A 22,124-nucleotide genomic window follows, 5' to 3' on the forward strand; every position below is an offset into this window, starting at 1 on the left:
GTTTTTTAGAATTAAAATGTTTGAATTAAGGAGACACCAACATGTTATTATTGTGTTCAGAACATAAAAATTTAGAAAGATTGGAGCTGATACGACGATGAAGCAAAGACCTTTTCGCTTTTTCCAATCGATATACTTTAAAATACCCTTACTATTTGTATTTATCTTAGTGATCACTTTCCAATTTATCGGAGTCATCTTTATTGACCAGTTAGAGACACAAACGGTAGATAATTTTAAAGTACAAATTAATACACAAGCGGACTTTTTAGCGAATAATATCACACCGATATTATCAAATTCAGATCAAGAGTCACAAAGTGTGCTCAACCAATTGCGTCAAACTTTAGAAACTTTTAGCTCAACAGCGCCAGCGCGCCTTGAAGTGATTAATAATGCGCAAACGATCATTGCGACGAATCAGGGATTAGATCAAAGTTCGATTGGGAACCAAACTACGGATGCCGATGCGCGTAATGTCTTACTCTATCAAAATGAATTACGCAGTGAATACTCAGACCCAGAAACAGATGCACCGATTTACAAATTAATTAAGCCTATCTTTGGGACAACGCAAACGACGTTACTCGGAGTGTTAGTTATTGAAGCTAATATGGAGCAAATTTATAGTCAGAATAATAATATTATCGACCTGTTTCTCCAGTCTTCGATTTTAGCCGTAGGCGTTGCTTTACTGATTTCCTTTGTCTTAAGTCAAGGTTTAACCCGTCCAATTGAGAATATGCGTCAACAAGCCTTACGTATTTCGGAAGGGGTCTATAATTATCCTGCTGAAGTGTACGGTTATGATGAATTAGGCGAGTTAACGATGACCATTAATGAGCTGGCCGTCAAAGTAAAAGATGCCCAAGAATCAACCGAGTCAGAGAGACAACGCTTAGACGGAATTCTTCGTCATATGACTGATGGTGTTATCGGGACTGATCAGCGAGGACGCGTCCTTTTAGTAAATGATCGAGCACTCCAATTGTTAAATATTCGCCGAGAGCAAGCGATTGGTCATTCGATTTTACGTCTATTGAATATCGAATCAAAGATCGCTTTAAAAGGATTATTACAAAAAGATACTGAAGTTATGATTAATCACAGTGATAAAGGTGTAGATTCGATTTTAAAAGGTGAATTCTCGATTATTCGTCGAGAAACCGGCTTTGTTACTGGAGTTGTGTGTGTGTTAACAGACGTCACAGAACAAGAGAAGACCGAACAAGAACAACGCGATTTCGTATCAAATGTGTCGCACGAATTGCGTACACCTTTAACCAGTATTAAAAGTTATAGTGAAGCCCTATCTGATGGTGCTTGGCGTGACGAGAAGATTGCGCCGCAATTTTTAGAAGTCATTCAATCAGAAAGTAATCGTATGATTCGGATGATCGCAAACTTACTGGATTTATCTAAGATGGATGGTGGCCAAATTACACTTCAGACCGACTACGTTGATTTGAAACGGATTATTAACCATATCATAGACCGGTTAGTTTTCACTTTAGAATCGGATTCAAATGCAGGGAACTATAATTTTGTGCGTGAATTTACAACACGGGATATCTATGTCGATGTTGACCAGGACCGAATGACTCAGGTGATTGATAATATCTTAAATAATGCCGTGAAATATTCACCCGATGGGGGAACCATTACAGTTAAAATTGAAGATAACCACCGCAGTGTCATTGTACGTATCACCGATGAAGGGTTAGGAATTTCTAAGCAAGACGCTGAGAAATTATTTGATCGTTTCTACCGCGTTGATAAGGCGCGGTCTCGTGAACAAGGTGGTAGTGGACTCGGCCTTGCGATTTCTAAAGAGGTTATCGAATTACATGGCGGTTCAATTTGGGTAGATAGTGTTGAAGGTGAAGGCTCAACCTTTATCTTTGAATTACCTTATACCGAATTCACCGAGCTAGATGGGGAGTGGGATTAATTGATGAGAAAACAAAATACGGGGATCACAGTCGTGCTCGTTATATTAGTTGCGATTAGTTTCTTATTCTCATACTTTATTCTTTATGATATCAACACATTTGAAAGTATTATTGGTAATGAATCAGCTCCGACAGACGAAGAGATAGCGACTGAAACCATTCAACCAACTGCTAATTACTACTCACCCACGCGATTAAGTTTTCAAGATGTTGTCTCTTCAGATGAGTATATTATTCGATTAGGCCAACAGTCTTACTTCATTCGTGATGAAGCAACTATCAACACATTGCGTTCTTTAATTGAAAGTAGACCCATCTCAGTTGATAATGTGTCATATATGGAAGATCCGCAGTTACTTAATAATTTATTAGATGTTGATCATCTGCAGATGGAATTACCGACGCGTATTCCCTTAGGAGCATACACGCGAGTATTATCCATTGAAGACGAGATACCGACAGATATTTTAATTGATCGAATTATTATTCCGCTGACTTCGCAAGAAGAGCGTGGAGTTTACTTAATTGATTCTAAGACAGAACGTGTGATTGAAGCAGAATTATCATCGAATTTAAGAAAAGATGAATTGCGTAATGCTATTACTTTAGAGAACTCAGATTTGCTTGAAGTGGTTCGTTATCAAGGCGCATATAAGCCAATTTACCTGCCAGTCAATAATGTAAACTTACAGTCGCAACTCTTTACCCTGGATGTATTGCCAGAAAATCTTCATGTCAGTGATTTGTTTGATAATACTGGCTTTAATACGACTGAAGTAGCAAATAGTGATGATGACGAAGTATTCCGTTATCAAAACTATATTAATACACTTGATGTGAACCGAACGACTCAGCAGTTTGACTTAACAATCAGCCGGGCAGATCCGGGTGAGCCAAGAACGACTGTTGAGAAATTCCGTAATGCCTTTAGTATGGTGCAACAATTTGAGTATTGGGAAGGCGATATTCGTCTATTCCATCAAGAGAATAACTTCATTACTTTTAGACGTTACTACAATGATTTACCCATCTTAACAAGCTCAAACATGCCTGATTATGGAGCGAACTCCGTTCAGATGCGTGGCGATTTGAGTGGGGATATCTTCCGATACCACCAACCGATGTTGACTTTTTATACGCATATCGACACGGCTTTACAAGAGTATGAATTGATGAATCATGAAGAAATTTTAGCAGTGCTTCAAGAACGAGGTTATACAGTGAATGGCTTTGAAGATATCTTTATGGCTTATGAATGGCAAGAAGATATGGAAATGTTTAGAAAAGCAGAGCTCATTCCGACTTGGTTCTTCCAATTAAACGGTGAGCACTATACTTTAGAAGAAATTCAAAGCGACGACTTTGTGGATATTTGGAATACTCAAGTACTTGGTGAAGGGGGAGCTGACTAGTGGACTTTAAACGCATTCAAATCGTATTAGTGTTTTTCTTTCTAGTATTCGATATTTACTTACTATTCATGTTGTTTAATCGAGCTGAAGTAACCAGTTTACCAACTGAACAGATTGAGTTATCCATTGAAGAAAATCTATCAAATCGTGGCGTTACTTTTGATGAATTATCGACTGAAAAATATCAACTCCCATTCGTCGTATCAGAGACTAATAATCATCTTGCTGAAAATATTTCACAACTTGAAATCGAAGATGTATCTGTGAATCAAGAAGGCATGCTGACTGGGACTTTATCAGAACCGATGGATTTAGGACTCGGCTTAACAGCTGAAACAACGGGTTTTTCAAATGAACAACGGCAAGCCCTTCAAGACTTTTTGGAGAACCCAGCCTTATTTATCTCTGGAGATGTTTACCGAAATATTTGGTATGTTAATTCAGAACAAGTCATCTATGCTCGAATGACCGCCTTTGACGGGCGTCCGATTGTGGATGGTACAGCAGAAATCCGAATTAATTTGGATGAAAACTTTATGATGACTGGTTATACGCAAACTTTCCAAAGCAATGTTACAGAGCTTGACCGAGACCGGACCATCTTATCCGAACGTGAAGCTTTAGAAATTATTGATCGTCGTGTGGAAACTTTAATCCCAGACGGTTCGGTAATTCATTATTCGATATTAGTTTATTACCGCCAGACGCAATTAGACGGCTTAAACGTCTATTCACCTGCCTGGCAAATCGTGTATGACAATCCGAATGGCCGCTTTACTTTATTAGTCGATAGTATTCGAGGAAATACAGTTAACCGGAAGCAATTTAATTAGTAAGAACCGTTCGCCACTATTGTGGTGGAGCGGTTTTTTTGGGGATCGTGATTTAAAATGCAACTCGCGCCAAATGGCTGTTCGGTTTGTCTTGAGTTGACGCAACTCAGGTCAAATGGGTGATCGGTTTGTCTTGAGTAGACGCAACTCAGGTCAAATGGGTGATCGGTTTGTCTTGAGTAGACGTAACTTGCGCCAAATGGGTGATCGGTTTGTCTTGAGTTGACGCAACTCAGGCCAAATGGGTGATTGGTTTGTCTTGAGTAGACAAACTTTTTAAATAATTACCCGTAACACATGTTCAAAAAGAAGTCTTTAAAAAGTAATTCATGCTTTAGTGTGCGAATGCATCCTATACATGGTAAAATACTATTATAATGAATGGAAAGTTAGGTGAGCCAAATGAATTTAAATCGTTTGAGCCGAAATATATTGAGCTTGTTACTCTCGCTCTTTATTCTTGTGCCGCTGATGACAATTTCAACCGTGAGTGCCCAGGATATTAGTTTTGATATAACAGAAGCAGATATTACAGGACAAATTTCGTCGGATGGGGATGTGTCTTTTAAAGAAATCTACACATTCGATGTCGATTATATGAATGGTGCTTACCACAATATCGATTATGGGGGTTACACTCTAACCGATTATCGTGTCGGAATTTTAGATGAAGAAACCGGCGATATTAATTACCTCAATGAAAGTTTTAACGAAGCACCTGGAACGTTTAAAGTATCCGATAATGGTCAGATTTTTAGACTACAAGTATTTAATCCAGCAGAGGACGAGACGGTGCATTTTGTATTCGAATACACACTAGAAGAATTAATTACTAACTATAATGACACTGCCGAGATTAACCGCAAGATCGTTCCGGAAAATACAGACGATGACTTTGCGGTCGATGCAAGAATTTACTTACCCGGAAGTGTCTCAAACCCAGATGATTTCCGAGCGTGGGGTTATGGACCTTATAACGGAGAAATTCAGCCGGTCACTGAAGGCGATCAAAGTTACATCGATATCACAGTGCCAGACAATCCACCAAATCAATTCGTGGAAGTTAATGCAATCTTCCCAACCGCATTAACACCAAATAACCAAAATATCGTTCAAGCAAATATGAAAGATGAGATTATTGAGCGATCTGAAGCAACCGTCGAAGCAGATAGAGAGGCGCATGAAAGTTCACAACAACGCCGTTGGTTGTGGGTCATCTTAGCTTTAATTGGCTTCCCACTCGTGACTATCTTTGCTTGGGTGTATTACTTCCGTAATCATCGTAAACTAAATCCAAAGCCAGCGCATGTCCCAGAACATGTCTATTCTTTACCAGAAGAGTTAACACCCGCCATTATGGCAACAGCGGTTTTTCGTGATAAGCCAATTGCGGATGACTTCTCGGCAACAATTATTGATTTAGCCCGTAAAGGATATATCAAAGTAGAAGAAGTCAGTCGAGAAAAACGGGGTCTTTTAAAACGCAAAAGCGCGTCAACCATTCGTGTATCGCCGGTTGAAGAAGAAGCTGACTTATTTGATTTACAAAAGCATGAACGCTATGTTTATGAATACTTACTTCCAAACAATGAACCGACAACACTCAGTCAAATCGAAGAAGATATTCAAAGTAATCGTAATACTAAAAAGCAAAAATACCGTAAATGGACACAGTTTGCTAATTACGTTGAAGTCAAAGGTGAACAAGTTAAAAATCAACCCAAAGAATATAATAATTCCGTTGGTTACGCTGTTCTAGCTGTTATTGCAAGTGTGATTATGTTATTTGTTTTACTATTTTTAACTTTAGATTCACCACTACAAGAACATATTATGCCGATTTTACTAGCCTTCACAGTGAATTTGATCTTAGCCATTGTCATCTTATTATTGACGACACTTCGACCTATTCGAACTTACGAACAAGATAAGATGATTAAAGAGTGGAAAGGCTTTGCGAATATGTTAGATGATATAGGGAATTTCAACATGCGTGAAGTTGCTTCACTGCCTCTCTGGGAAGAGTTTTTAGTTTATGCGATTTCCTTAGATGTGGCAGATAAAGTGATTGAAGCCATGAATAAAGAATATGGTATGGAAGAATTGAGTCAAATGGCAATGCCAATGGTTATCTACAGTAACCCTTACTGGATTAACCAAGTTGTCAGACCATCGATTAGCCAATCCGTGACAAGTAGCGCTCCAGCACAAAGCAAATACTCTGGGTCGAATACGGGAGGTTTTGGTGGTGGCTTCTCTAGTGGGTCATCTGGAGGATCAGGTGGCGGTGGGGGAACCGGTGGTTTCTAAACCAAACTAGCCAAACATCTATCAGGCACATTTTGCTTGATAGATGTTTTTTTGTAAGCAATAAGCATTGCCAATCTCGAGTTGTAATGATAAGCTATCTAGTACGTTAAAATGAAAGTAAAGAGTGATTAAATGACTGAAATAATTATACCTGGATCGACGCCAGGTAAAGAAGAAAAGAAAAGTGTTCAAGACGCATTTGATACATTGCAATACTCCATTTTAGCAAGTGGAAGTAGTGGGAACTGTACTTATGTCGAATCGATGAATCACCGAATTATGATTGATGCCGGACTCAGCGGCAAGCGAATCGAAGCCCTATATGCTCAAATTGACCGTCAGGTGAGCGATATTGATGCGATTCTCGTGACGCATGAGCACAAAGATCATATTCACGGTGTCGGTGTCCTTTCGCGTAAATACAATATTCCAATCTATGCTAATGCTAAGACATGGAGCGCCATGGAAAATATGATCGGAAAAATCGCATCCGAGAACCGTCAATATATCGAACCAGATACACTTGTATCGATTGGTGATATTGATGTGTTAAGTTATGGTGTCAGCCATGATGCGATTCAACCACAATTTTATGCTTTTCAAAAAGGCAAAAAACATTTCGCGATGCTAACAGATACAGGTTACGTCAGCGACCGCTTACGCAGCCAATTAAAGAATCTTTCGGCTTACTTAATCGAGAGTAATCATGAGATTGAACTGCTACGCTACGGAAAATATCCTTGGTCTGTTAAACAAAGAATCTTAAGCGACAAAGGGCATTTAAGTAACGAAGACGGTGCCTTAGCGATGAAAGACTTAATCGGTAACAACACGACCGATATTTACCTAGGTCACTTAAGCCGTGACAACAATACAAAAGAATTTGCGATGGCTTCAATGGAAGATATCTTACGTTACAACAACTTTGCAGTAAACGAAGATTTCTTACTACACATGACCGATCCCGGCGAAGCAACCCCCTTAAAACGCCTATAAACGTATAAGCAACCCGTCTGAGTTAGCCAAAGCTAATAAAGAGGGGTTTTTATATTGAAAATGTGATGTGAGCTGGCTCACGCGAAATGAACTGTGATTTGTCTTAAGTTGCCTCATCTCAAGCCAAACCAATCACCCATTTAACTTAAGATACACCTAAAAAGTGTCACAGCAATCTTATATTAACGCGATGTCATAAAGATTAAGACGACTTAAGATTATAATCCAAATTTTATTGATAAATTTTCATAAATGCTTCATAAATGGTTGCTAGAATATATTATGTAATAAATATTAGAAAGGAAGATGCTAGTGAAAAAGAAAAACCAACAAACCGAAACTCAATCATTAAGCTTTTGGCGTAGTGTGTTCGGCGGAATTATGGGAACTGTCCTTGTATTATCATTAGTCAGTGTCCTAGGATTCGGCTTATTGAGTGATGATCAACCAACCGCATACTCGCAAGAAGACTTAATTGAATTCGAATCAACAATTACCCAAACAGTGCAAGATACACAGGAAGCTGTCGTATCTGTCGGAAACTACCAATCAGTTCAAACTAGTCCATTTGGCCAAAGAGGCTATGTTGAAGGGCAAGGATTACAACTGGAAGATATCCAACAAGAACCAATTCTAGTGGGAACAGGTAGTGGTGTTATTTATAAAGTTGATGGAGAGATAGCTTACGTTGTTACAAATAACCATGTTATTGATGGACATGACTCTTTAGAAGTCACTTTAAATGACGGAACTCAAATTGAAGCAACCGAAGTAGGATCAGATGCGCTAAGTGACTTAGCAGTTTTACAAATCTCATCTGAAAGTGTTACTGATGTGATTGAATTTGCGAACTCTGATGAAATCCAAGTTGGTAGCATAGCAATTGCTATCGGATCACCTTTAGATTCAGCAACATTCGCCTCAACAGTAACGCAAGGGATTGTCTCAGGACTTAACCGTTCATTACCAATCGATACAGATAGTGATGGGGCAGAAGACTGGGAAATGACTTTACTACAAACGGATGCAGCGATTAACCCAGGTAACTCTGGTGGGGCTTTAGTTAATTCAAGTGGTCAACTGATCGGAATTAACTCAAGTAAAATTGCTACATCAACCGTCGAAGGAATGGGCTTTGCTATCCCAAGTAACAATGTGACTCAAATCATCGAGCAACTTGAAGCCAATGGTGAAGTCATCCGTCCAGTACTCGGAACAACAACTGTTAACTTGAACTACTTTGCCCTTGAAACACGTGTTCAAGATTTAGGTTTAGCTGAAGACATGACTGACGGAGCTGTTGTTATTGATGTAGCAGCCAACTCATCAGCCGAAGCAGCAGGTATTGAACAATTCGATGTCATTACCGCAATCAATGACGAACCAGTTACTGATGGCCAAGTATTACGTCAATTACTCTATGAATACCAAGTTAGCGACACAATTACCCTAACAATTATCCGTGGTGGGGAAGAGCAACAAATTGAAGTAACATTAGAAGCATCACCCACTACAAACACTCAACCAGCACAGTAACAATTCACAACGTTAAGTGAAATAAATTGAATAAACCTACCCATTATTTCAATTTTTCTCCTCAAGAACACTTTTCCTAAGCGTCAGTGAAACAAAGAAACGGTTTAGCTTTCAGCTAGACCGTTTTTTTGCTTTGTAAAAACGAAGTTAAAGGATTCCGCTTGTGAATAAAAACTATGTGTATAAACATGCAAGCTTAAGTTATCAACAATTAAACAAGTTATCAACAGAAAACACCCCGATAATTGTGTATAACTGTCGAAAAGTGTGGATAAGTACATAAAATGAAATAAAATTACATCTCAGAGTGTGAATAAATAATAAAATGATGATAATTATGGGGTTTTCAACAGAAAAATGACTTATACACAGACTTATGCACAACCTGTTAGTGGATAAGTCGGTAAAACACCCATTATTTACTAAAAAACCGAAATGAATACCCAAAATTCAAAATAATTATCCTTTATAATTGTGGATAACTTTTTATAAAAACAAAAAACTCACTTCACAAAGTATGAAGTGAGTCTAAATCGTATTTACAGTTGACCAAGATAGTCAAATTTTTCAAACGTATGCGTATTCGCAATCCCAACTAAGATAACATCTTCTGGCAAAGGCTCAGCGATATTAATCCCAGTTAAGTTTTCCCCACGCTCGGATCGTTGTCCAATCAAGTTAATCTCGTATTTACGACGTAAGTCAAGATTTGTCAACAACTTCCCAATCCAAGCTTCAGGAATTTCAAATTCAATAATCGATGTATCATCATCCAAACGCAAGACTTCATCGATTTTATTTCGTAATATCTTAGATGCAAGACGGTGACCAGAGTCACGTTCCGGAGCCACAACTGCACTCACGCCCACTTCATATAAGACATCTTCAAACATCAAGCTACGAGCCTTCGCAACGATCTGCGGCACACCTAATTTCTTACAATGCATCACTGCAAGAACGGCACTTTCTAAGTGAGTTCCTGTTGCGATGACCACAACATCACAGTTATTAATCCCAACGTTTCGAAGTAATTCAATGTCTGTAAAGTCACCAATCGTCGCATTTGTCACTTGTTCTGAAATCTTTTGAACTTTAGCCGCGTCAGTATCAATGGCGATGACTTCACACCCATACTCACTTAACTCTGTTGCGACGCGCTCGCCGAAGATACCTAAACCTAGCACACCTACAATTTTTTTCTTCATTTTGAACCCCTCTCATATTAACCAAGGAAAATATTCGTCTCTGCGTAATGTATTTCACGATTACGTCTTTGTAAAATACCTAAGAGTAAGGTAATAGGCCCAACACGCCCGGCTATCATCAGAACAACCATGATAGATACCCCAAAAGGATTTAAATAATCAATCGTATTAAAAGAAATTCCGGCTGAACCTAGGGCATTTGCTGTCTCAAATAAAATATCCAAAGAATCAAGATGAGGATGAGTTAATAAAATCGCCCCATACCCAACAAATAATAAAATGACAAAGAATAAAACAATAATCACTGCTTGCTTCACTATACGCGATGGAATAATTCGTTTAAAAGCCACGACATGGTTATAACTTTGAACCTCAGATTTAAATAATAAGACCAAAATCGCAAACGATGTGACCTTAATCCCGCCAGCTGTCCCACCCGGTGCACCACCAATAATTGTCTGCACCATAGAACTTAATTTTGTAAAAGGATTTAACTCAAAGTAATTCACCGAAGTATAGCCAGCCGTACGCGTATTTGTAGTATTAAAGAATGCATTCAAGAGCTTTAAGCCCGGAGACATATCCCCTATCGAATTAGGATTCGACCATTCAGCAGCTAGAAACAAGACTGTCCCTAAAGCGATAATCGCGCTTGAAAAGACCAAAACAATCCGACTATGAACGGATAAATGTTGAAAAGCGAGCCTCAATGACCGTGGACGACTTTTAATATACTTGCCGACACGTTCAGATAATTCAAACCAAACAGAAAAACCAATCCCACCAGAAATCACTAAAAACGAAACAGTTAATAGAATCAGTGGATTGTTGTAAAAGCCTTCTAAACTATCTGTGTATAAATTATGAAAACCCGAATTACTAAAAGAAGAGATGGATAAGAATAAAGCATTAAAAGCCCCTCTAGCAAAGCCAAAGCGAGGAACAAAATCATACATAATAATTAAAGCTCCAATAAACTCAGCAGAAATCGTAAATTTATAAATTGATAATAGAAAATCCATCAAGTTACTGTTCGTATCCCGACTTAAAGATTGTTGAAGTAAATACTGATCTTGCAATGAAAGGCGTCGGTTAAGATAGAAAATCCCAACGTTTAAGATCGTAATCACACCTAGTCCACCGACTTGGATAAGTAAGAGAGCAATCACTTGCCCAGCTAAATTATACGTCTCAGCAATGGGTAAGGCCGCCATACCTGATACACAAACAAGCGAAATCGCTGTTAATAAGTGGTCGAAATAACCTACATCTGTAGAAGGCTGGTGAAAGATAGGAAGAGATAAAATCAAACTTCCGATAAAAGCCACAAGCACAAAACTTAATGTTAATTGAAGAGAAGTCGAAATTTTTCGGTTCCCAATCGTAATGGCCAAACCTAATCGCTCCTTTCGATAATTAATTCAATGTAAATATCATACAAAATATATCTGATAAATGCTATGATAATTCAGACAAAGGAGTGAGGAAATGAATATCGAAGTGATTGTTGTAGGAAAACTGAAAGAAAAGTACTTAAAAATGGGTATCGCAGAATACTTGAAACGACTGGATGCTTACGCTAACGTAAAAGTCATCGAACTCGCGGACGAACCAACTAAGGAAAATATGAGTGACGTCGAAGAAGAGGCTGTCTTAGCCAAAGAAGCCGACCGCATCAAAGCTAAATTAGACCCAAGTCGCAAAGTCATCGTCCTAGCGATTGAAGGAAAACTTATCTCATCGGAAGAACTTGCCAGCCAATTAGATGACTATGCAACTTACGGGCAGAGTAAAGTAACCTTTATAATTGGAGGATCTCTCGGCTTACACAAATCATTAAAACAATCGGCAGACTTATCCATTAGCTTCGGCCGAATAACATTACCTCATCAGTTAATGCGATTAGTGTTGGTAGAGCAAATCTACCGAGCGTTTCGGATTATGAAGGGGCATGCGTATCATAAATGATGATAAAAATTACATCTGTTTGGTAGATGAGAGTGCTTACTCAATGCATCTCTACCCTCTAAAATCATCGGGGTTTCGGGGGATTACTAGATAGTCCTTAGTTGAAGTAAGTAAGAGCCCATAGATAGGAAAACCCAACTTGATCATCTATCTAATCAAAAAAAATAAAGCAGAGTTTACAGGAAAACCTGTAAGCTCTGCTTTGGGGTGTTTGCCGAAGAGGAAATGAGGTCCTCACTCAAACTCCTATCCTTCTAAAATCGTCGGGAAATCGGGAAGTCTCCTATGTCGTCTTATGTGTCTCCTCTCTGAAACCGTCGGGGTTTCGGGGAATGGTTATACCCATATCTCAATCGGACGACGCGAAAAGAACCCTCCGTCTGGAAGGTTCTCTTGTTTGGAACTGTTTGTCTCGTGGCCAATGTCTTGAGTGAGTTACTCTGGTTCTTACGGGGGATACCAACATTCAATTTTTGTTGGAACACAACAATCACATTTGGTACGAGTGGGCCTTTGAAAGATACGTCGACAGCGACGACTATACGGGACCGAACATGACTGATTTTGGTCTGCGCGTCTTAGAAGATGATGCTTTCAAAAAAGTTTATGACGAGGAAATGTCAAAATTCCAAGACAAGGTTCTAAATGATCTGGAATTCTCTCAAAAACATGGTGAATTGGGAGATGTCTACGGCAAACAGTGGCGCGCTTGGCAAACACGTCAAGGGGAGACTTTGGATCAGATTGCCGACGTCATTGAGCAAATCAAAGAGAATCCAGATTCAAGGCGTTTGATTGTTTCGGCTTGGAACCCGGAAGGTGTGCCCAATATGGCCTTACCTCCATGTCATACTTTGTTTCAGTTCTACGTTCAAGATGGAAAATTAAGCTGTCAATTGTATCAAAGAAGCGCCGATTTGTTCTTAGGGGTTCCTTTCAATATCGCCAGCTATGCCTTATTGACCCATCTGATTGCCCGTGAAACCGGTTTGGAAGTGGGAGATTTCGTGCACACCTTTGGCGATGTCCATTTATATACCAATCACATGGAACAAGCCGAACTTCTTCTCAGCCGTGACCCTAAAGATTTACCGACGCTTGTTATCGATTCAGACACGCCCATGGATGAATTAAGTGTGGATGACATCCGAGTGGAAGGCTATGACCCACACCCAGGAATTCGTGCACCCATCGCCGTTTAAAAAGGAGAGTGCCAGTGATTATCTTTGTATACGCCCAAGACCAACAAGGAGGCATTGGTGTCAACAATCAATTGCCTTGGAATCTACCCAATGATTTAAAGTTCTTTAGAGACACAACTATGGGACATACCATATTGATGGGACGCAAAACTTTTGAATCTCTCGGCAAACGCCTACTTCCAGGACGAAAAACAATTGTTTTGTCTCGAGATCCTCATTATGGTGCCGACATTCAGGGCCTGACTGTGATTACTGATCGTCAAGAAGCCTTGGATATGGCCACTCAAGAAGCCCTCATGGTCATCGGTGGAACAGAAATTTTTAATTTATTTTGGGACGATGTGAATAAAATTATCCGCACCAATATTCGACATACCTATGAGTGCGATACTTTTATGCCACCCATTGATCCAGAAGTTTTTATCTTGGAAACGTCCATTCCCGGTGAAACCAATCCCGAAGATCCTGTCGACTATGCCTATGAGTATTGGGTACGCAAGGACACCCCATAAGCCAGTCTTTATTTCAAAAGCTCTTCCCTAAAGTCAGAGTGGGGCTTTTTCCTTTTGTTTTCTAATCTAAGAATCAAAATAAAGGAGTTGAACGAACATTGGTCAGAAGAGAAAACGCTGGGAAAATTTGTCGCTATTTTATAAATTGATCAAAGTGAAGTTGACAGAAATTATATTTTAGGCTAGACTAAATTTATCATAAAAAAGGAGACGATAGGTTATATGAATAATTTATTTAAGAGAAGCTTGGTAGTTCTTGCTGCGCTGGCTTTAATGATCGGTGGTCTATTTGTTTCAACGCCATCCGCACAAGCGGAAGCTGAGAAATTAGACGTTGTTGTTACGACCACACACATGAAGGACTTGCTTGAAGTTGTCGGCGGGGAGCACGTAAAAGTGACCGGTCTTATGGGACCTGGGGTTGACCCACACGGTTATGAACCAACCCCTTCAGACATTGATGCTGTTAACAATGCGGATTTAGTAGGATACAATGGCCTGCACTTAGAAGCCATGTTCACAGATATCTTCGAAAAGATGGCAGAATCCGATGATGTTAACATCTTCTCATTGGAAGAAGCTCTTAAAGACGGTCAAGTTCTTGACTATGTCTACGAAGACAAAGATTTAGACCTAGATCCACACATCTGGTTCGACATCCAAATCTGGCAACAAGCCACTCAATTAGTTGCTGATAAGTTAGCAGAAGTGGATCCAGACAACGCCAAAGACTACCAAGCCAATGCGGATGCATACGTGAAGGAATTGGACGAGCTAGACAAGCAAATTGCTGACTTAGTTGCTGAAGTTCCAGAAGAATCACGTTACCTAGTAACTGCTCACGACGCTTTCTCATACTTTGGTAAAAACTACGGCTTCAACGTCGAAAGTATCCAAGGTCTGAATACACAAACCGAAGCTGGTACAGGGGACATCGCTAAAGTTGCTGACCTTGTCATCGACAAGAAGATCAAAGCATGTTTCATCGAAAGTTCTGTTTCAGATCGTAACGTTAAAGCGTTGGTCGAAGCAGTCGAAGCAAAAGGTGGAAATCTAGAAATCGGCGGAGAGCTATACTCAGACGCCCTAGGTACTGACGAAGAAAAAGCAGGTAACTACATCGACGGTTATGTGACAAACATTTCAACCATTGTGAATGCTTTAAAATAACTCTTTGATATAAGAATTTTACGGCTGACTCACAGGGTCGCCGTTTTCTTATTGCAAAAATTCTCCCTGACAAGGTCTAAAAATCGATTCAGGAAAAAGTTTAGGCCAGAGTAAAATTAATGACTATCAATTGTTTTGATTCAATTAGAAAGTAGGTTCGAAAATGACTAATAATGCGATTACAGTCGATCAATTAACCGTTGCTTACGATGGGCATCCCGTCTTATGGAACGTGGATGTAAAGTTTTTGAAAGGGCAACGCACCGCCATCGTCGGTCCCAATGGAGCAGGTAAATCCACACTGCTTAATGGGATGTTGGGCCTTTTGAAGCCAATCGCCGGCCAGGTCACTTATCAATTGGACGGTGAATCTTATCGTTATGAGGAAGTCAAACGCCGCTTAGCTTACGTGCCTCAAAGAACCAGTGTAGACTGGGACTTTCCCACTTCTGCTTTGGATGCGGTTTTGATGGGAAGATATGGGCACTTAAAGTTTGGTCAAAGACCGAGTAAAGAAGACCGAGAAATTGCCAAGATGAATTTGGAACGTGTCGGAATGGGTACTTTTGCGGATCGTCAAATTTCACAACTTTCAGGCGGTCAGCGCCAGCGTGTTTTCTTAGCCCGAGCTCTTTGTGAAGACGCGGATATCATTATTTTGGACGAACCATTGGCTGGTGTAGACATGAAGACGGAGAAAATCTTGATGGATCTCTTGCGCCAGCAGGCAGAACTGGGACGAACAGTCATTGCGGTTCATCATGATTTGGATACGGTTGAAGATTATTTTGATCAAGTGGTCTTTTTGAACCGTGAAGTCGTGGCTGCAGGACCTGTCAAGGAGTTTTACACGGCTGCCAATATTGAAGAAACTTATCGACAAGACCATAACTTAGGGGAAGGGTGAGTGATGTGGATTCAATTGCCAACATTTTAAATAACCATACTTTCCAAGTGGTAGCGACGGGTACTGCACTTTTGGGTGTTTTCAGTGGAGTATTGGGAGTTTTCCTGACCTTAAGAAAGCAAAGTCTTTTGGGAGATGCCTTGGGGCATGCGTCTTTACCGGGAATTGTCATTGGTTTTATTTTAACAGGTAGCAAGAACATGTTTGCCTTATTAGCGGGAGCTACAATTTTTGGTTGGTTGGCTTCCTGGTTGATCAATTTTATTTCTCAAAGAAATTCTGTGGTCAAACAAGACAGCGCCTTGGCTTTGGTATTATCCACTTTCTTTGGATTAGGAACAGCGCTGTTAACGTCTGTTCAAAAGACGCCCAATGCCGCTCAAGCGGGTCTGCATAATTTTATCTTTGGACAAGCCAGTGGAATGCTCAAGCAAGAAGTCAATGTTTTGATCATCATTGGAATGATAATTCTTGCACTGGTCATTGTTTTTTGGAAGGAGTTCAAGATCATTACCTTCGATGCTCACTTTGCCCAAACTTTGCCGGGTCCCTACCGATTTTTTGCCTTTCTTTTGTCTCTACTGATTGTGGTAGCCATCGTAATGGGGCTTGAATCGGTCGGAGTTGTTTTAATTTCGGCCTTGCTTGTGAATCCAGCCATTGCGGCTCGCCAGTGGTCCAACCGCATGTCAGTCGTTGTCGGTTTATCGGGCCTCTTTGGTGGAATATCTGGTTTGTTAGGAACCTTCTTGAGCTCCACAGGCAAACAGATTCCTACAGGTGCCACCATTGTAATCGTCGCCACGTGTCTCACAATTATCAGTGTGTGTTTTGCACCTGAACGTGGATTAATTGCGAGACGCCGTCGTTCTCTTCGTCGTCAACGCCAATTAAAAGAAAGTCTGGCCCAGGAGAAAGGAGAATCTTTATGAGCCTCTTAATTCAAATTACCTTCGTGGCCGTTGCAGTCGCTCTTTCCTGTGCAATTATCGGAAACTTTCTGGTCTTGCAAGGTAAAACCATGGTATCCGACGCGATCACCCATACGGTTCTTCTAGGAATCGTCATAGGTTTTTTTATCACCAAAGATCTTTCTTCACCACTGCTCATGGTGGGTGCAACGATCGTGGGGGTCATTACTGTCTTGGCTATTGAAGCTTTAAGAAGTACACAGCTCTTAGACCAGGATGCGTCCATCGGAATTGTGTTCCCTTTCTTGTTTAGTATTGCCATTATTCTGTTGACCCGCTATGCTGGGGATGTTCACTTGGACATTGACTCGGTTTTTATGGGACAGTTGGGATTCACGGTCTTTGACCGGATGGTCATTGCGGGTCATGATATTGGACCACGCGCTTTCTGGATCGCCGTGGTGATTTTCTTAGTGAACCTTGGCTATGTGCTTCATTTTTACAAGGAATTAAAGGTTTCGAGCTTCGACCCTCAATACGCCCATTCCTTGGGAATTCCGACCACCTTTCTTCATTATGGGCTCATGACGCTGGTAAGTTTAACCGCGGTTGGTGCTTTTGAAGCCGCCGGATCTATTTTGGTCGTTGGTTTTATGGTGGGCCCGGCTTTAACAGCCTATCTTTTATCCGATCGGTTGAGTCATGTGATTGTTCTCAGTTTAATCATTGCGGCCTTCAATGCCATTGTCGGTGTGCATCTGGCTTACAAAATGGATTTATCCTACGCCGGTGTGATTGCGGTTGTGACAGGAATCGTTGCTATGATTGCATTCTTGTTCTCACCGCGCAAAGGTCATTTGCGTGCTTGGTTTAACCGCCGGAAACGTCAACACGCATTAAATGAAAGCATTAAAAACTTATAAGACAAACGCACGTTTAAGAGCCTTCCCATCATCACCGGGAAGGCTCTTTCTTGTAAATTTTTACCACTCAAGAATGATTCATGATAAAATAAACGCATGGTCGATGTGAGAAAAGAGAAAGAGGAGAGTCATCTATGCCGATCGGTGTCCTTGTGAATTCATTGGGAATCTTTGTTGGAGGATTATTAGGTGGAAGCGTTGGTAAGAGGCTGAGCCGAGAGGCCAAAGAATCGCTCACCATGATTTTTGGTCTTTGTACCTTCTTAATGGCAGTTGTGAATATGATCGCCCTCGAGAATTTGCCGGCAGTTGTATTGAGCCTGATTGTCGGCCTTTTGGTAGGAATGGGCTTGCGCTTTGATGAGAAAATTAATCAGGCGGCTGCCAATATGGAACGATGGGTGGCCAAAGTGATTCCTATCGGTAATCACGGTTTAGGTTCAAAGACTTACTTTTTCCAATTGACGACCATCATTGTGCTTTTTTGTGCCAGTGGGACAGGGATCTACGGATCTTTGGAATCAGGAATGACCGGTGATCATGGGTTGTTAATCACCAAGACCCTCTTGGATTTCTTTACTGCCATGATTTTTTCCGCTAGCTTAGGGCCCGTAGTTTCCTTTATTGCGGTGCCACAGGCGATTGTTTTCTTATCCTTGTTCTATGCCGGTGAAATAATTTTGGCCTATACGACACCCGCCATAATTGCGGATTTCAAGGCAGTGGGTGGGGTCTTGATTCTAGCTTCTGCACTCAATATTTTGGAGTTAAAACGTTTACCAGTCACCAACATGATTCCAGCCATGGCGGTCTCGCTACCCATTAGTTATCTATGGATCACCTATCTGGCGCAGTTCTTCTAGAAGAATCATTCCTTCAAGCTTTGTTAGATCCAGGATATGTTATAATAATTTCATTACAAAGGAGGCTTCTCCATGAAAGAATTAACCATTGAAAACTTACACAAGACCTATGGTACCAAGACCTTATTAGATGGTATTGATCTTTCCCTACGCACCGGTGACCGGATTGGTCTTATTGGACCCAACGGCACAGGGAAAAGTTCCTTTTTGAAGACCATTGCAGGATTGGAAACCTCCGATGATGGCAAGATGATGGCACCTCAGAACTATCGCATTGGCTATTTGGATCAAAACCCGGACCTGGACCCAGATAAAACAGTTTTGGAAACTATTTATGACAGTTCTTCGCCTTTGGTCCGCTTGGTTCATGATTATGAAGACCTGCGACTTCAGTTAGAGAAAGATCCTGAGAACGTGTCCTTGCAAGAATCCTTCTTGCGCTTGTCCGAAAAGATGACGGAACAAAATGGCTGGGATTTAGAAACCCGCGCCAAGTCCATCCTGACCCGTTTGGGATTAAAAAATCTGTCCCAAAAAATTGGTGAAACGTCCGGAGGTCAACAAAAACGTGCAGGTATTGCCCAAGTGTTGACTGAAGCGCCGGACTTACTGATCTTGGATGAGCCAACCAACCACCTGGATATCGCCTCTATCCAATGGCTGGAACGTTATTTAGCCACCTACTAACTCATAGCCTTTTTTGGCACAGTACTCCGAGATGATTTGTTGTTGGGCACCAAGACTATAACCCGAGAGGGCCTGTTCTGCCGTGCTTACACGGGTATAATAGACTGCCCGCATTTTATCTTTATGAAACATCGTCTTCCTCCTCTAAAATATTTTCTCTGAACCCGGTTAAATAAATCGCGATGACGTTCTTTTCTTCATCGACTGCAATCCTCTCAATGATACTCTGGTACAGGGTGTATTGTGGAAGGGTTGGGTTGTTGTCGATGAGTAAGTTGCGGTCAATTAGATTAGTGATGGATTCAGGTATCCTGGGTTTTAACTTAAGCTTTGCTTTTCGCCCGTTCAATGCGACCAACTTATCAGAAAGTTGGTCGTCATCAAGGAGCTCCTTTTCGTAGGCATCCATAATTTGTCTCTGTCTTTGTTTTAACTTATTTTGCTTCTGCTGATTGGTTCGATCGATATCGTAGTTGGTTCGAGTGATGTGTGACTTCAGTTGGCCTGCCACGAAATCAGATTGAATAAATTGATGAAGTTTGGAACTAATGAAGTCTTCAACCTCTAAAGCATTGAGTATCATACCAGGACAGTGTCGCTTCCCTCCAGAAGTATAGAGAGAACATGAATAGTAATAATAATCCCGCTGACCGTTCAGGGTATGAGTTGGCGTACAGACAGTGTGACAGTGAGGACATTTTATCTTCCCTTGTAAAACATAACGTCTGGTCACGAGCTGTTTGAGAGTGTTTCGACTTAACTGGATGGCTTGGGCTTGTTCAAAACGCTCTTTTTGAATCAAAGGAAGCTGGTGAGAATTCGCATCGCCATATTTACTTTGGATGGCTCCAGTATAGAAGGGGTTGTCCAATATCGATTTAATACGAACGGCGTGCCACCATTTGCCATCGCGGTTAAGATTACCAGACGCATTCAAGTGTTCCGAAATCGCCTTATAGCCCAGCTCTTTCTGGGTGTATAGGTAGAAGATTAAGCGAACAACGGCTGCCTCGTTCTCCTTTACCTCTAGAGTGTCATTGATTAAACGATAGCCATAAGACACAGTCCCACTCAAAATTTTGCCTTCGTCATACTTTTGTTGATACGCAATTTGCTGATTCTCTTTAATGATTTCTCGCTGATACTGACCCACAGCCCCGAGCATTTGTAACATAAATACATCTTGGGCACGGTTATGACCCAACTTTTCGTTGATACTTATGACGCTAACGTTTAGATCTGAACAGAGCATTAGGAAGCTTTCAAGGTCCTTTAAGTTACGAGCGATTCGGTCATATCGCCAAACTAATAGGACATCGACATCGTGAGTAGAAATATATTCAACCATCGCGTTAAAGTCTTCTCGGTTCGTATCTTTCCCACTCATAGCATCTTGAAAAATCGCAAGGACTTGAGTGTTATGTTGACTCGCATAATCCTCCAGCGCTTTAATCTGCGCTGGAATGGATTGTTGCTTGGGTGTAGATTGACGGGTATAAATCACAGCAGTTTTAGTCATCGTCACTCACACTTTCCAGTTGAATCAAAACTTGTACCAGTAGTTCGAGGAAGACTTGAATTTTTAAATTAGTTTCTGAAGTAGCCATTTTTTCATCTCCTTAAAAGTCTATGTCGCTGTCATCAAGGTCGAATCCTTCAGACGTCTCAATGGTCGGATTCTCTTCATTTGAATGTAGTTCACCAACAAGCGTACTTTGTAGTCGTGGATGAGAAGGGAGAGAGTAGGTAGATGTTCCTACCGGTCTGACGTCCCTCAAGCCTTCTTCCGCATACGCATCAGGAATTGAGATACGATAGCTAATATGCTTTTGACTCTCAATTACTTTCCGAGTCGTTACCCGGTCTGATTCGGAAGGAACAATCACATTTGATTCTAGCTATTTTTTTCGGACGATTCGTGCGTCTTCAAAACCCAGTTCTTTGAGTATCTTGGTTAATTGATCGCGGTAGATACAAACGGTTTGTCCCTCAATGTACCCAATCTTTGAACGACTTCCTGAAGAAATCAGACTTTGGTTTGCGAGAAGATACTGCATCAGCCTTTCATGCGCTTGTTTAGCAATGTCTCTTGTTTGGTTCGCTTCATTTTCCTGGGAGACTACCAAGTCATAAATGGCTTTAACATCAACCTCTAGAATCTCAGTATCATTGAGTAGATTAGCAGTTGCTGTAATGACAGCCAATTTTTTAAACACTCGCTCACTCGTTATCGTTAAATTAGAATCATCTCTAAGTACTTCAATGGCTTCTTCAAAATAGTGCTCAATGTCAGCATCTTCAGTAAATAAGTACTCTATAAAAGCGGAGAGGAGCCAACCATGATTGGCTGTAATACAAGCTTTAATTGCTTCACTTTGGTCAGCTGACTCGGTCCAAGGGATATCCCTAAAATTGAAGACACGCATTTTTAAACCGGTGTTTTCGGATAAGCGGTTAAAGATATCCAGTTCGCCTGAGCTAAGGATAGTTGTTGACCATGTACTTACCTCTCTAAGTCTTCCATCACTTCTAGCTCTCGACCTACCGACACCTTCAGTCAATGTATATAACAAGCTATCTAGGTTTCTGGTGGAATTGGCACTAAGTTCAGGTTCTATAATTAATCGTGTTGGTGAGTTCTAAAAACTCACTGGTACGTTTTTTTGTATATCAATAGAAAAAGGTCAGTAGATTCCCTTATAATTAAGTCGACCAAAACCAATCAAAGGAGAATCTA

General features: G+C 40.7%; 20 protein-coding genes and 1 pseudogene. 15 read left to right on the forward strand and 6 right to left on the reverse strand.

All coding sequences use genetic code 11. The features are described 5' to 3' along the window. The first annotated feature begins 97 nt into the window (after nucleotides 1-97). The 6 genes from walK to ACEN33_RS03525 all read left to right on the forward strand — a co-directional run bounded on the left by walK (nucleotide 98) and on the right by ACEN33_RS03525 (nucleotide 9,039). Nucleotides 98-1,951, forward strand: coding sequence for a cell wall metabolism sensor histidine kinase WalK (gene walK / locus ACEN33_RS03500; protein WP_407094073.1), 1,854 nt, complete (start codon nucleotides 98-100; stop codon nucleotides 1,949-1,951). Nucleotides 1,952-1,954: 3 nt separating this feature from the next. After that, nucleotides 1,955-3,364, forward strand: a complete 1,410-nt coding sequence (gene yycH, locus ACEN33_RS03505) for a two-component system activity regulator YycH (RefSeq protein ID WP_407094597.1) — start codon at nucleotides 1,955-1,957, stop codon at nucleotides 3,362-3,364. Beyond that, nucleotides 3,364-4,197, forward strand: a complete 834-nt coding sequence (locus ACEN33_RS03510; RefSeq protein WP_138404474.1) for a two-component system regulatory protein YycI — start codon at nucleotides 3,364-3,366, stop codon at nucleotides 4,195-4,197. Before yycH ends, ACEN33_RS03510 begins: the two co-directional genes overlap by 1 nt. A gap of 402 nt (nucleotides 4,198-4,599) precedes the next feature. After that, nucleotides 4,600-6,507, forward strand: coding sequence for a DUF2207 family protein (locus tag ACEN33_RS03515; protein ID WP_407094586.1), 1,908 nt, complete (start codon nucleotides 4,600-4,602; stop codon nucleotides 6,505-6,507). A 132-nt stretch (nucleotides 6,508-6,639) separates the two neighbouring features. Continuing rightward, entirely contained in the window at nucleotides 6,640-7,503 is an 864-nt protein-coding gene (locus ACEN33_RS03520) for an MBL fold metallo-hydrolase (protein WP_407094072.1), read from the forward strand. Nucleotides 7,504-7,815: 312 nt separating this feature from the next. Beyond that, complete coding sequence (locus ACEN33_RS03525) at nucleotides 7,816-9,039, forward strand: S1C family serine protease (RefSeq protein ID WP_407094587.1); 1,224 nt, start codon at nucleotides 7,816-7,818, stop codon at nucleotides 9,037-9,039. 539 nt (nucleotides 9,040-9,578) lie between these two features. On the opposite strand, the gene ACEN33_RS03530 is transcribed toward ACEN33_RS03525, so the two are convergent. After that, nucleotides 9,579-10,244, reverse strand: a complete 666-nt coding sequence (locus ACEN33_RS03530) for a potassium channel family protein (RefSeq protein WP_407094588.1) — start codon at nucleotides 10,242-10,244, stop codon at nucleotides 9,579-9,581. A gap of 17 nt (nucleotides 10,245-10,261) precedes the next feature. Next, on the reverse strand, nucleotides 10,262-11,638 hold the full coding sequence (locus ACEN33_RS03535) for a TrkH family potassium uptake protein (protein WP_407094589.1): 1,377 nt from the start codon (nucleotides 11,636-11,638) through the stop codon (nucleotides 10,262-10,264). 94 nt (nucleotides 11,639-11,732) lie between these two features. Here ACEN33_RS03535 and rlmH point away from each other — a divergent pair, with 94 nt between their 5' ends. From rlmH to ACEN33_RS03580, 9 genes and pseudogenes are all read left to right on the forward strand, one after another. Next, nucleotides 11,733-12,212 carry a 23S rRNA (pseudouridine(1915)-N(3))-methyltransferase RlmH gene (rlmH, locus tag ACEN33_RS03540; protein ID WP_407089126.1) on the forward strand — a complete coding sequence of 160 codons (480 nt, stop codon included), beginning with the start codon at nucleotides 11,733-11,735 and terminating at the stop codon, nucleotides 12,210-12,212. 423 nt (nucleotides 12,213-12,635) lie between these two features. Continuing rightward, nucleotides 12,636-13,414: pseudogene (locus tag ACEN33_RS03545) on the forward strand (thymidylate synthase); the annotation flags it as partial. Nucleotides 13,415-13,428: 14 nt separating this feature from the next. After that, the gene (locus tag ACEN33_RS03550; RefSeq protein ID WP_071408063.1) at nucleotides 13,429-13,926 is read left to right on the forward strand and encodes a dihydrofolate reductase; all 498 of its coding nucleotides are present in this window, start codon (nucleotides 13,429-13,431) and stop codon (nucleotides 13,924-13,926) included. A gap of 222 nt (nucleotides 13,927-14,148) precedes the next feature. Next, nucleotides 14,149-15,096 carry a metal ABC transporter solute-binding protein, Zn/Mn family gene (locus tag ACEN33_RS03555; protein ID WP_071408064.1) on the forward strand — a complete coding sequence of 316 codons (948 nt, stop codon included), beginning with the start codon at nucleotides 14,149-14,151 and terminating at the stop codon, nucleotides 15,094-15,096. A 163-nt stretch (nucleotides 15,097-15,259) separates the two neighbouring features. Continuing rightward, nucleotides 15,260-16,003, forward strand: a complete 744-nt coding sequence (locus ACEN33_RS03560) for a metal ABC transporter ATP-binding protein (RefSeq protein ID WP_407094591.1) — start codon at nucleotides 15,260-15,262, stop codon at nucleotides 16,001-16,003. Nucleotides 16,004-16,008: 5 nt separating this feature from the next. Then, nucleotides 16,009-16,935 carry a metal ABC transporter permease gene (locus ACEN33_RS03565; protein WP_071408071.1) on the forward strand — a complete coding sequence of 309 codons (927 nt, stop codon included), beginning with the start codon at nucleotides 16,009-16,011 and terminating at the stop codon, nucleotides 16,933-16,935. After that, complete coding sequence (locus ACEN33_RS03570; RefSeq protein WP_071408066.1) at nucleotides 16,932-17,837, forward strand: metal ABC transporter permease; 906 nt, start codon at nucleotides 16,932-16,934, stop codon at nucleotides 17,835-17,837. The genes ACEN33_RS03565 and ACEN33_RS03570 overlap by 4 nt, the downstream gene beginning before the upstream one ends. Before the next feature lie 134 nt (nucleotides 17,838-17,971). Continuing rightward, nucleotides 17,972-18,700, forward strand: a complete 729-nt coding sequence (locus ACEN33_RS03575) for a DUF554 domain-containing protein (RefSeq protein WP_407094592.1) — start codon at nucleotides 17,972-17,974, stop codon at nucleotides 18,698-18,700. 72 nt (nucleotides 18,701-18,772) lie between these two features. Beyond that, nucleotides 18,773-19,387: an ATP-binding cassette domain-containing protein gene (locus tag ACEN33_RS03580; protein ID WP_407094593.1), complete on the forward strand. Its 615-nt coding sequence runs from the start codon at nucleotides 18,773-18,775 to the stop codon at nucleotides 19,385-19,387. On the opposite strand, the gene ACEN33_RS03585 is transcribed toward ACEN33_RS03580, so the two are convergent. The 4 genes from ACEN33_RS03585 to ACEN33_RS03600 all read right to left on the reverse strand — a co-directional run bounded on the left by ACEN33_RS03585 (nucleotide 19,373) and on the right by ACEN33_RS03600 (nucleotide 21,960). After that, nucleotides 19,373-19,519: a recombinase family protein gene (locus tag ACEN33_RS03585; protein WP_168164936.1), complete on the reverse strand. Its 147-nt coding sequence runs from the start codon at nucleotides 19,517-19,519 to the stop codon at nucleotides 19,373-19,375. The genes ACEN33_RS03580 and ACEN33_RS03585 overlap by 15 nt on opposite strands. Further along, nucleotides 19,509-20,906 (reverse strand): recombinase family protein, encoded by a 1,398-nt coding sequence (locus tag ACEN33_RS03590; protein WP_407094594.1) that lies wholly within the window; start codon nucleotides 20,904-20,906, stop codon nucleotides 19,509-19,511. Before ACEN33_RS03590 ends, ACEN33_RS03585 begins: the two co-directional genes overlap by 11 nt. A gap of 100 nt (nucleotides 20,907-21,006) precedes the next feature. Next, the gene (locus ACEN33_RS03595) at nucleotides 21,007-21,273 is read right to left on the reverse strand and encodes a hypothetical protein (RefSeq protein ID WP_407094595.1); all 267 of its coding nucleotides are present in this window, start codon (nucleotides 21,271-21,273) and stop codon (nucleotides 21,007-21,009) included. Nucleotides 21,274-21,285: 12 nt separating this feature from the next. Then, the gene (locus tag ACEN33_RS03600; protein ID WP_407094596.1) at nucleotides 21,286-21,960 is read right to left on the reverse strand and encodes a hypothetical protein; all 675 of its coding nucleotides are present in this window, start codon (nucleotides 21,958-21,960) and stop codon (nucleotides 21,286-21,288) included. Between the last annotated feature and the right edge of the window lie 164 nt (nucleotides 21,961-22,124).

Origin of the sequence: Ruoffia sp. FAM 24228 (assembly GCF_045528575.1) — a bacterium.
In the GTDB taxonomy this organism is placed as follows: domain Bacteria; phylum Bacillota; class Bacilli; order Lactobacillales; family Aerococcaceae; genus Ruoffia; species Ruoffia halotolerans.

Bases quoted from the DNA above. Each gene is read 5' to 3' on its own strand.
- walK (WP_407094073.1), top strand. From the start codon at position 98: ATGAAGCAAAGACCTTTTCGCTTTTTCCAATCGATATACTTTAAAATA.
- yycH (WP_407094597.1), top strand. From the start codon at position 1,955: ATGAGAAAACAAAATACGGGGATCACAGTCGTGCTCGTTATATTAGTT.
- ACEN33_RS03515 (WP_407094586.1), top strand. From the start codon at position 4,600: ATGAATTTAAATCGTTTGAGCCGAAATATATTGAGCTTGTTACTCTCG.
- ACEN33_RS03520 (WP_407094072.1), top strand. From the start codon at position 6,640: ATGACTGAAATAATTATACCTGGATCGACGCCAGGTAAAGAAGAAAAG.
- ACEN33_RS03530 (WP_407094588.1), bottom strand. From the start codon at position 10,244: ATGAAGAAAAAAATTGTAGGTGTGCTAGGTTTAGGTATCTTCGGCGAG.
- rlmH (WP_407089126.1), top strand. From the start codon at position 11,733: ATGAATATCGAAGTGATTGTTGTAGGAAAACTGAAAGAAAAGTACTTA.
- ACEN33_RS03555 (WP_071408064.1), top strand. From the start codon at position 14,149: ATGAATAATTTATTTAAGAGAAGCTTGGTAGTTCTTGCTGCGCTGGCT.
- ACEN33_RS03560 (WP_407094591.1), top strand. From the start codon at position 15,260: ATGACTAATAATGCGATTACAGTCGATCAATTAACCGTTGCTTACGAT.
- ACEN33_RS03570 (WP_071408066.1), top strand. From the start codon at position 16,932: ATGAGCCTCTTAATTCAAATTACCTTCGTGGCCGTTGCAGTCGCTCTT.
- ACEN33_RS03575 (WP_407094592.1), top strand. From the start codon at position 17,972: ATGCCGATCGGTGTCCTTGTGAATTCATTGGGAATCTTTGTTGGAGGA.
- ACEN33_RS03580 (WP_407094593.1), top strand. From the start codon at position 18,773: ATGAAAGAATTAACCATTGAAAACTTACACAAGACCTATGGTACCAAG.
- ACEN33_RS03585 (WP_168164936.1), bottom strand. From the start codon at position 19,519: ATGTTTCATAAAGATAAAATGCGGGCAGTCTATTATACCCGTGTAAGC.
- ACEN33_RS03590 (WP_407094594.1), bottom strand. From the start codon at position 20,906: ATGACTAAAACTGCTGTGATTTATACCCGTCAATCTACACCCAAGCAA.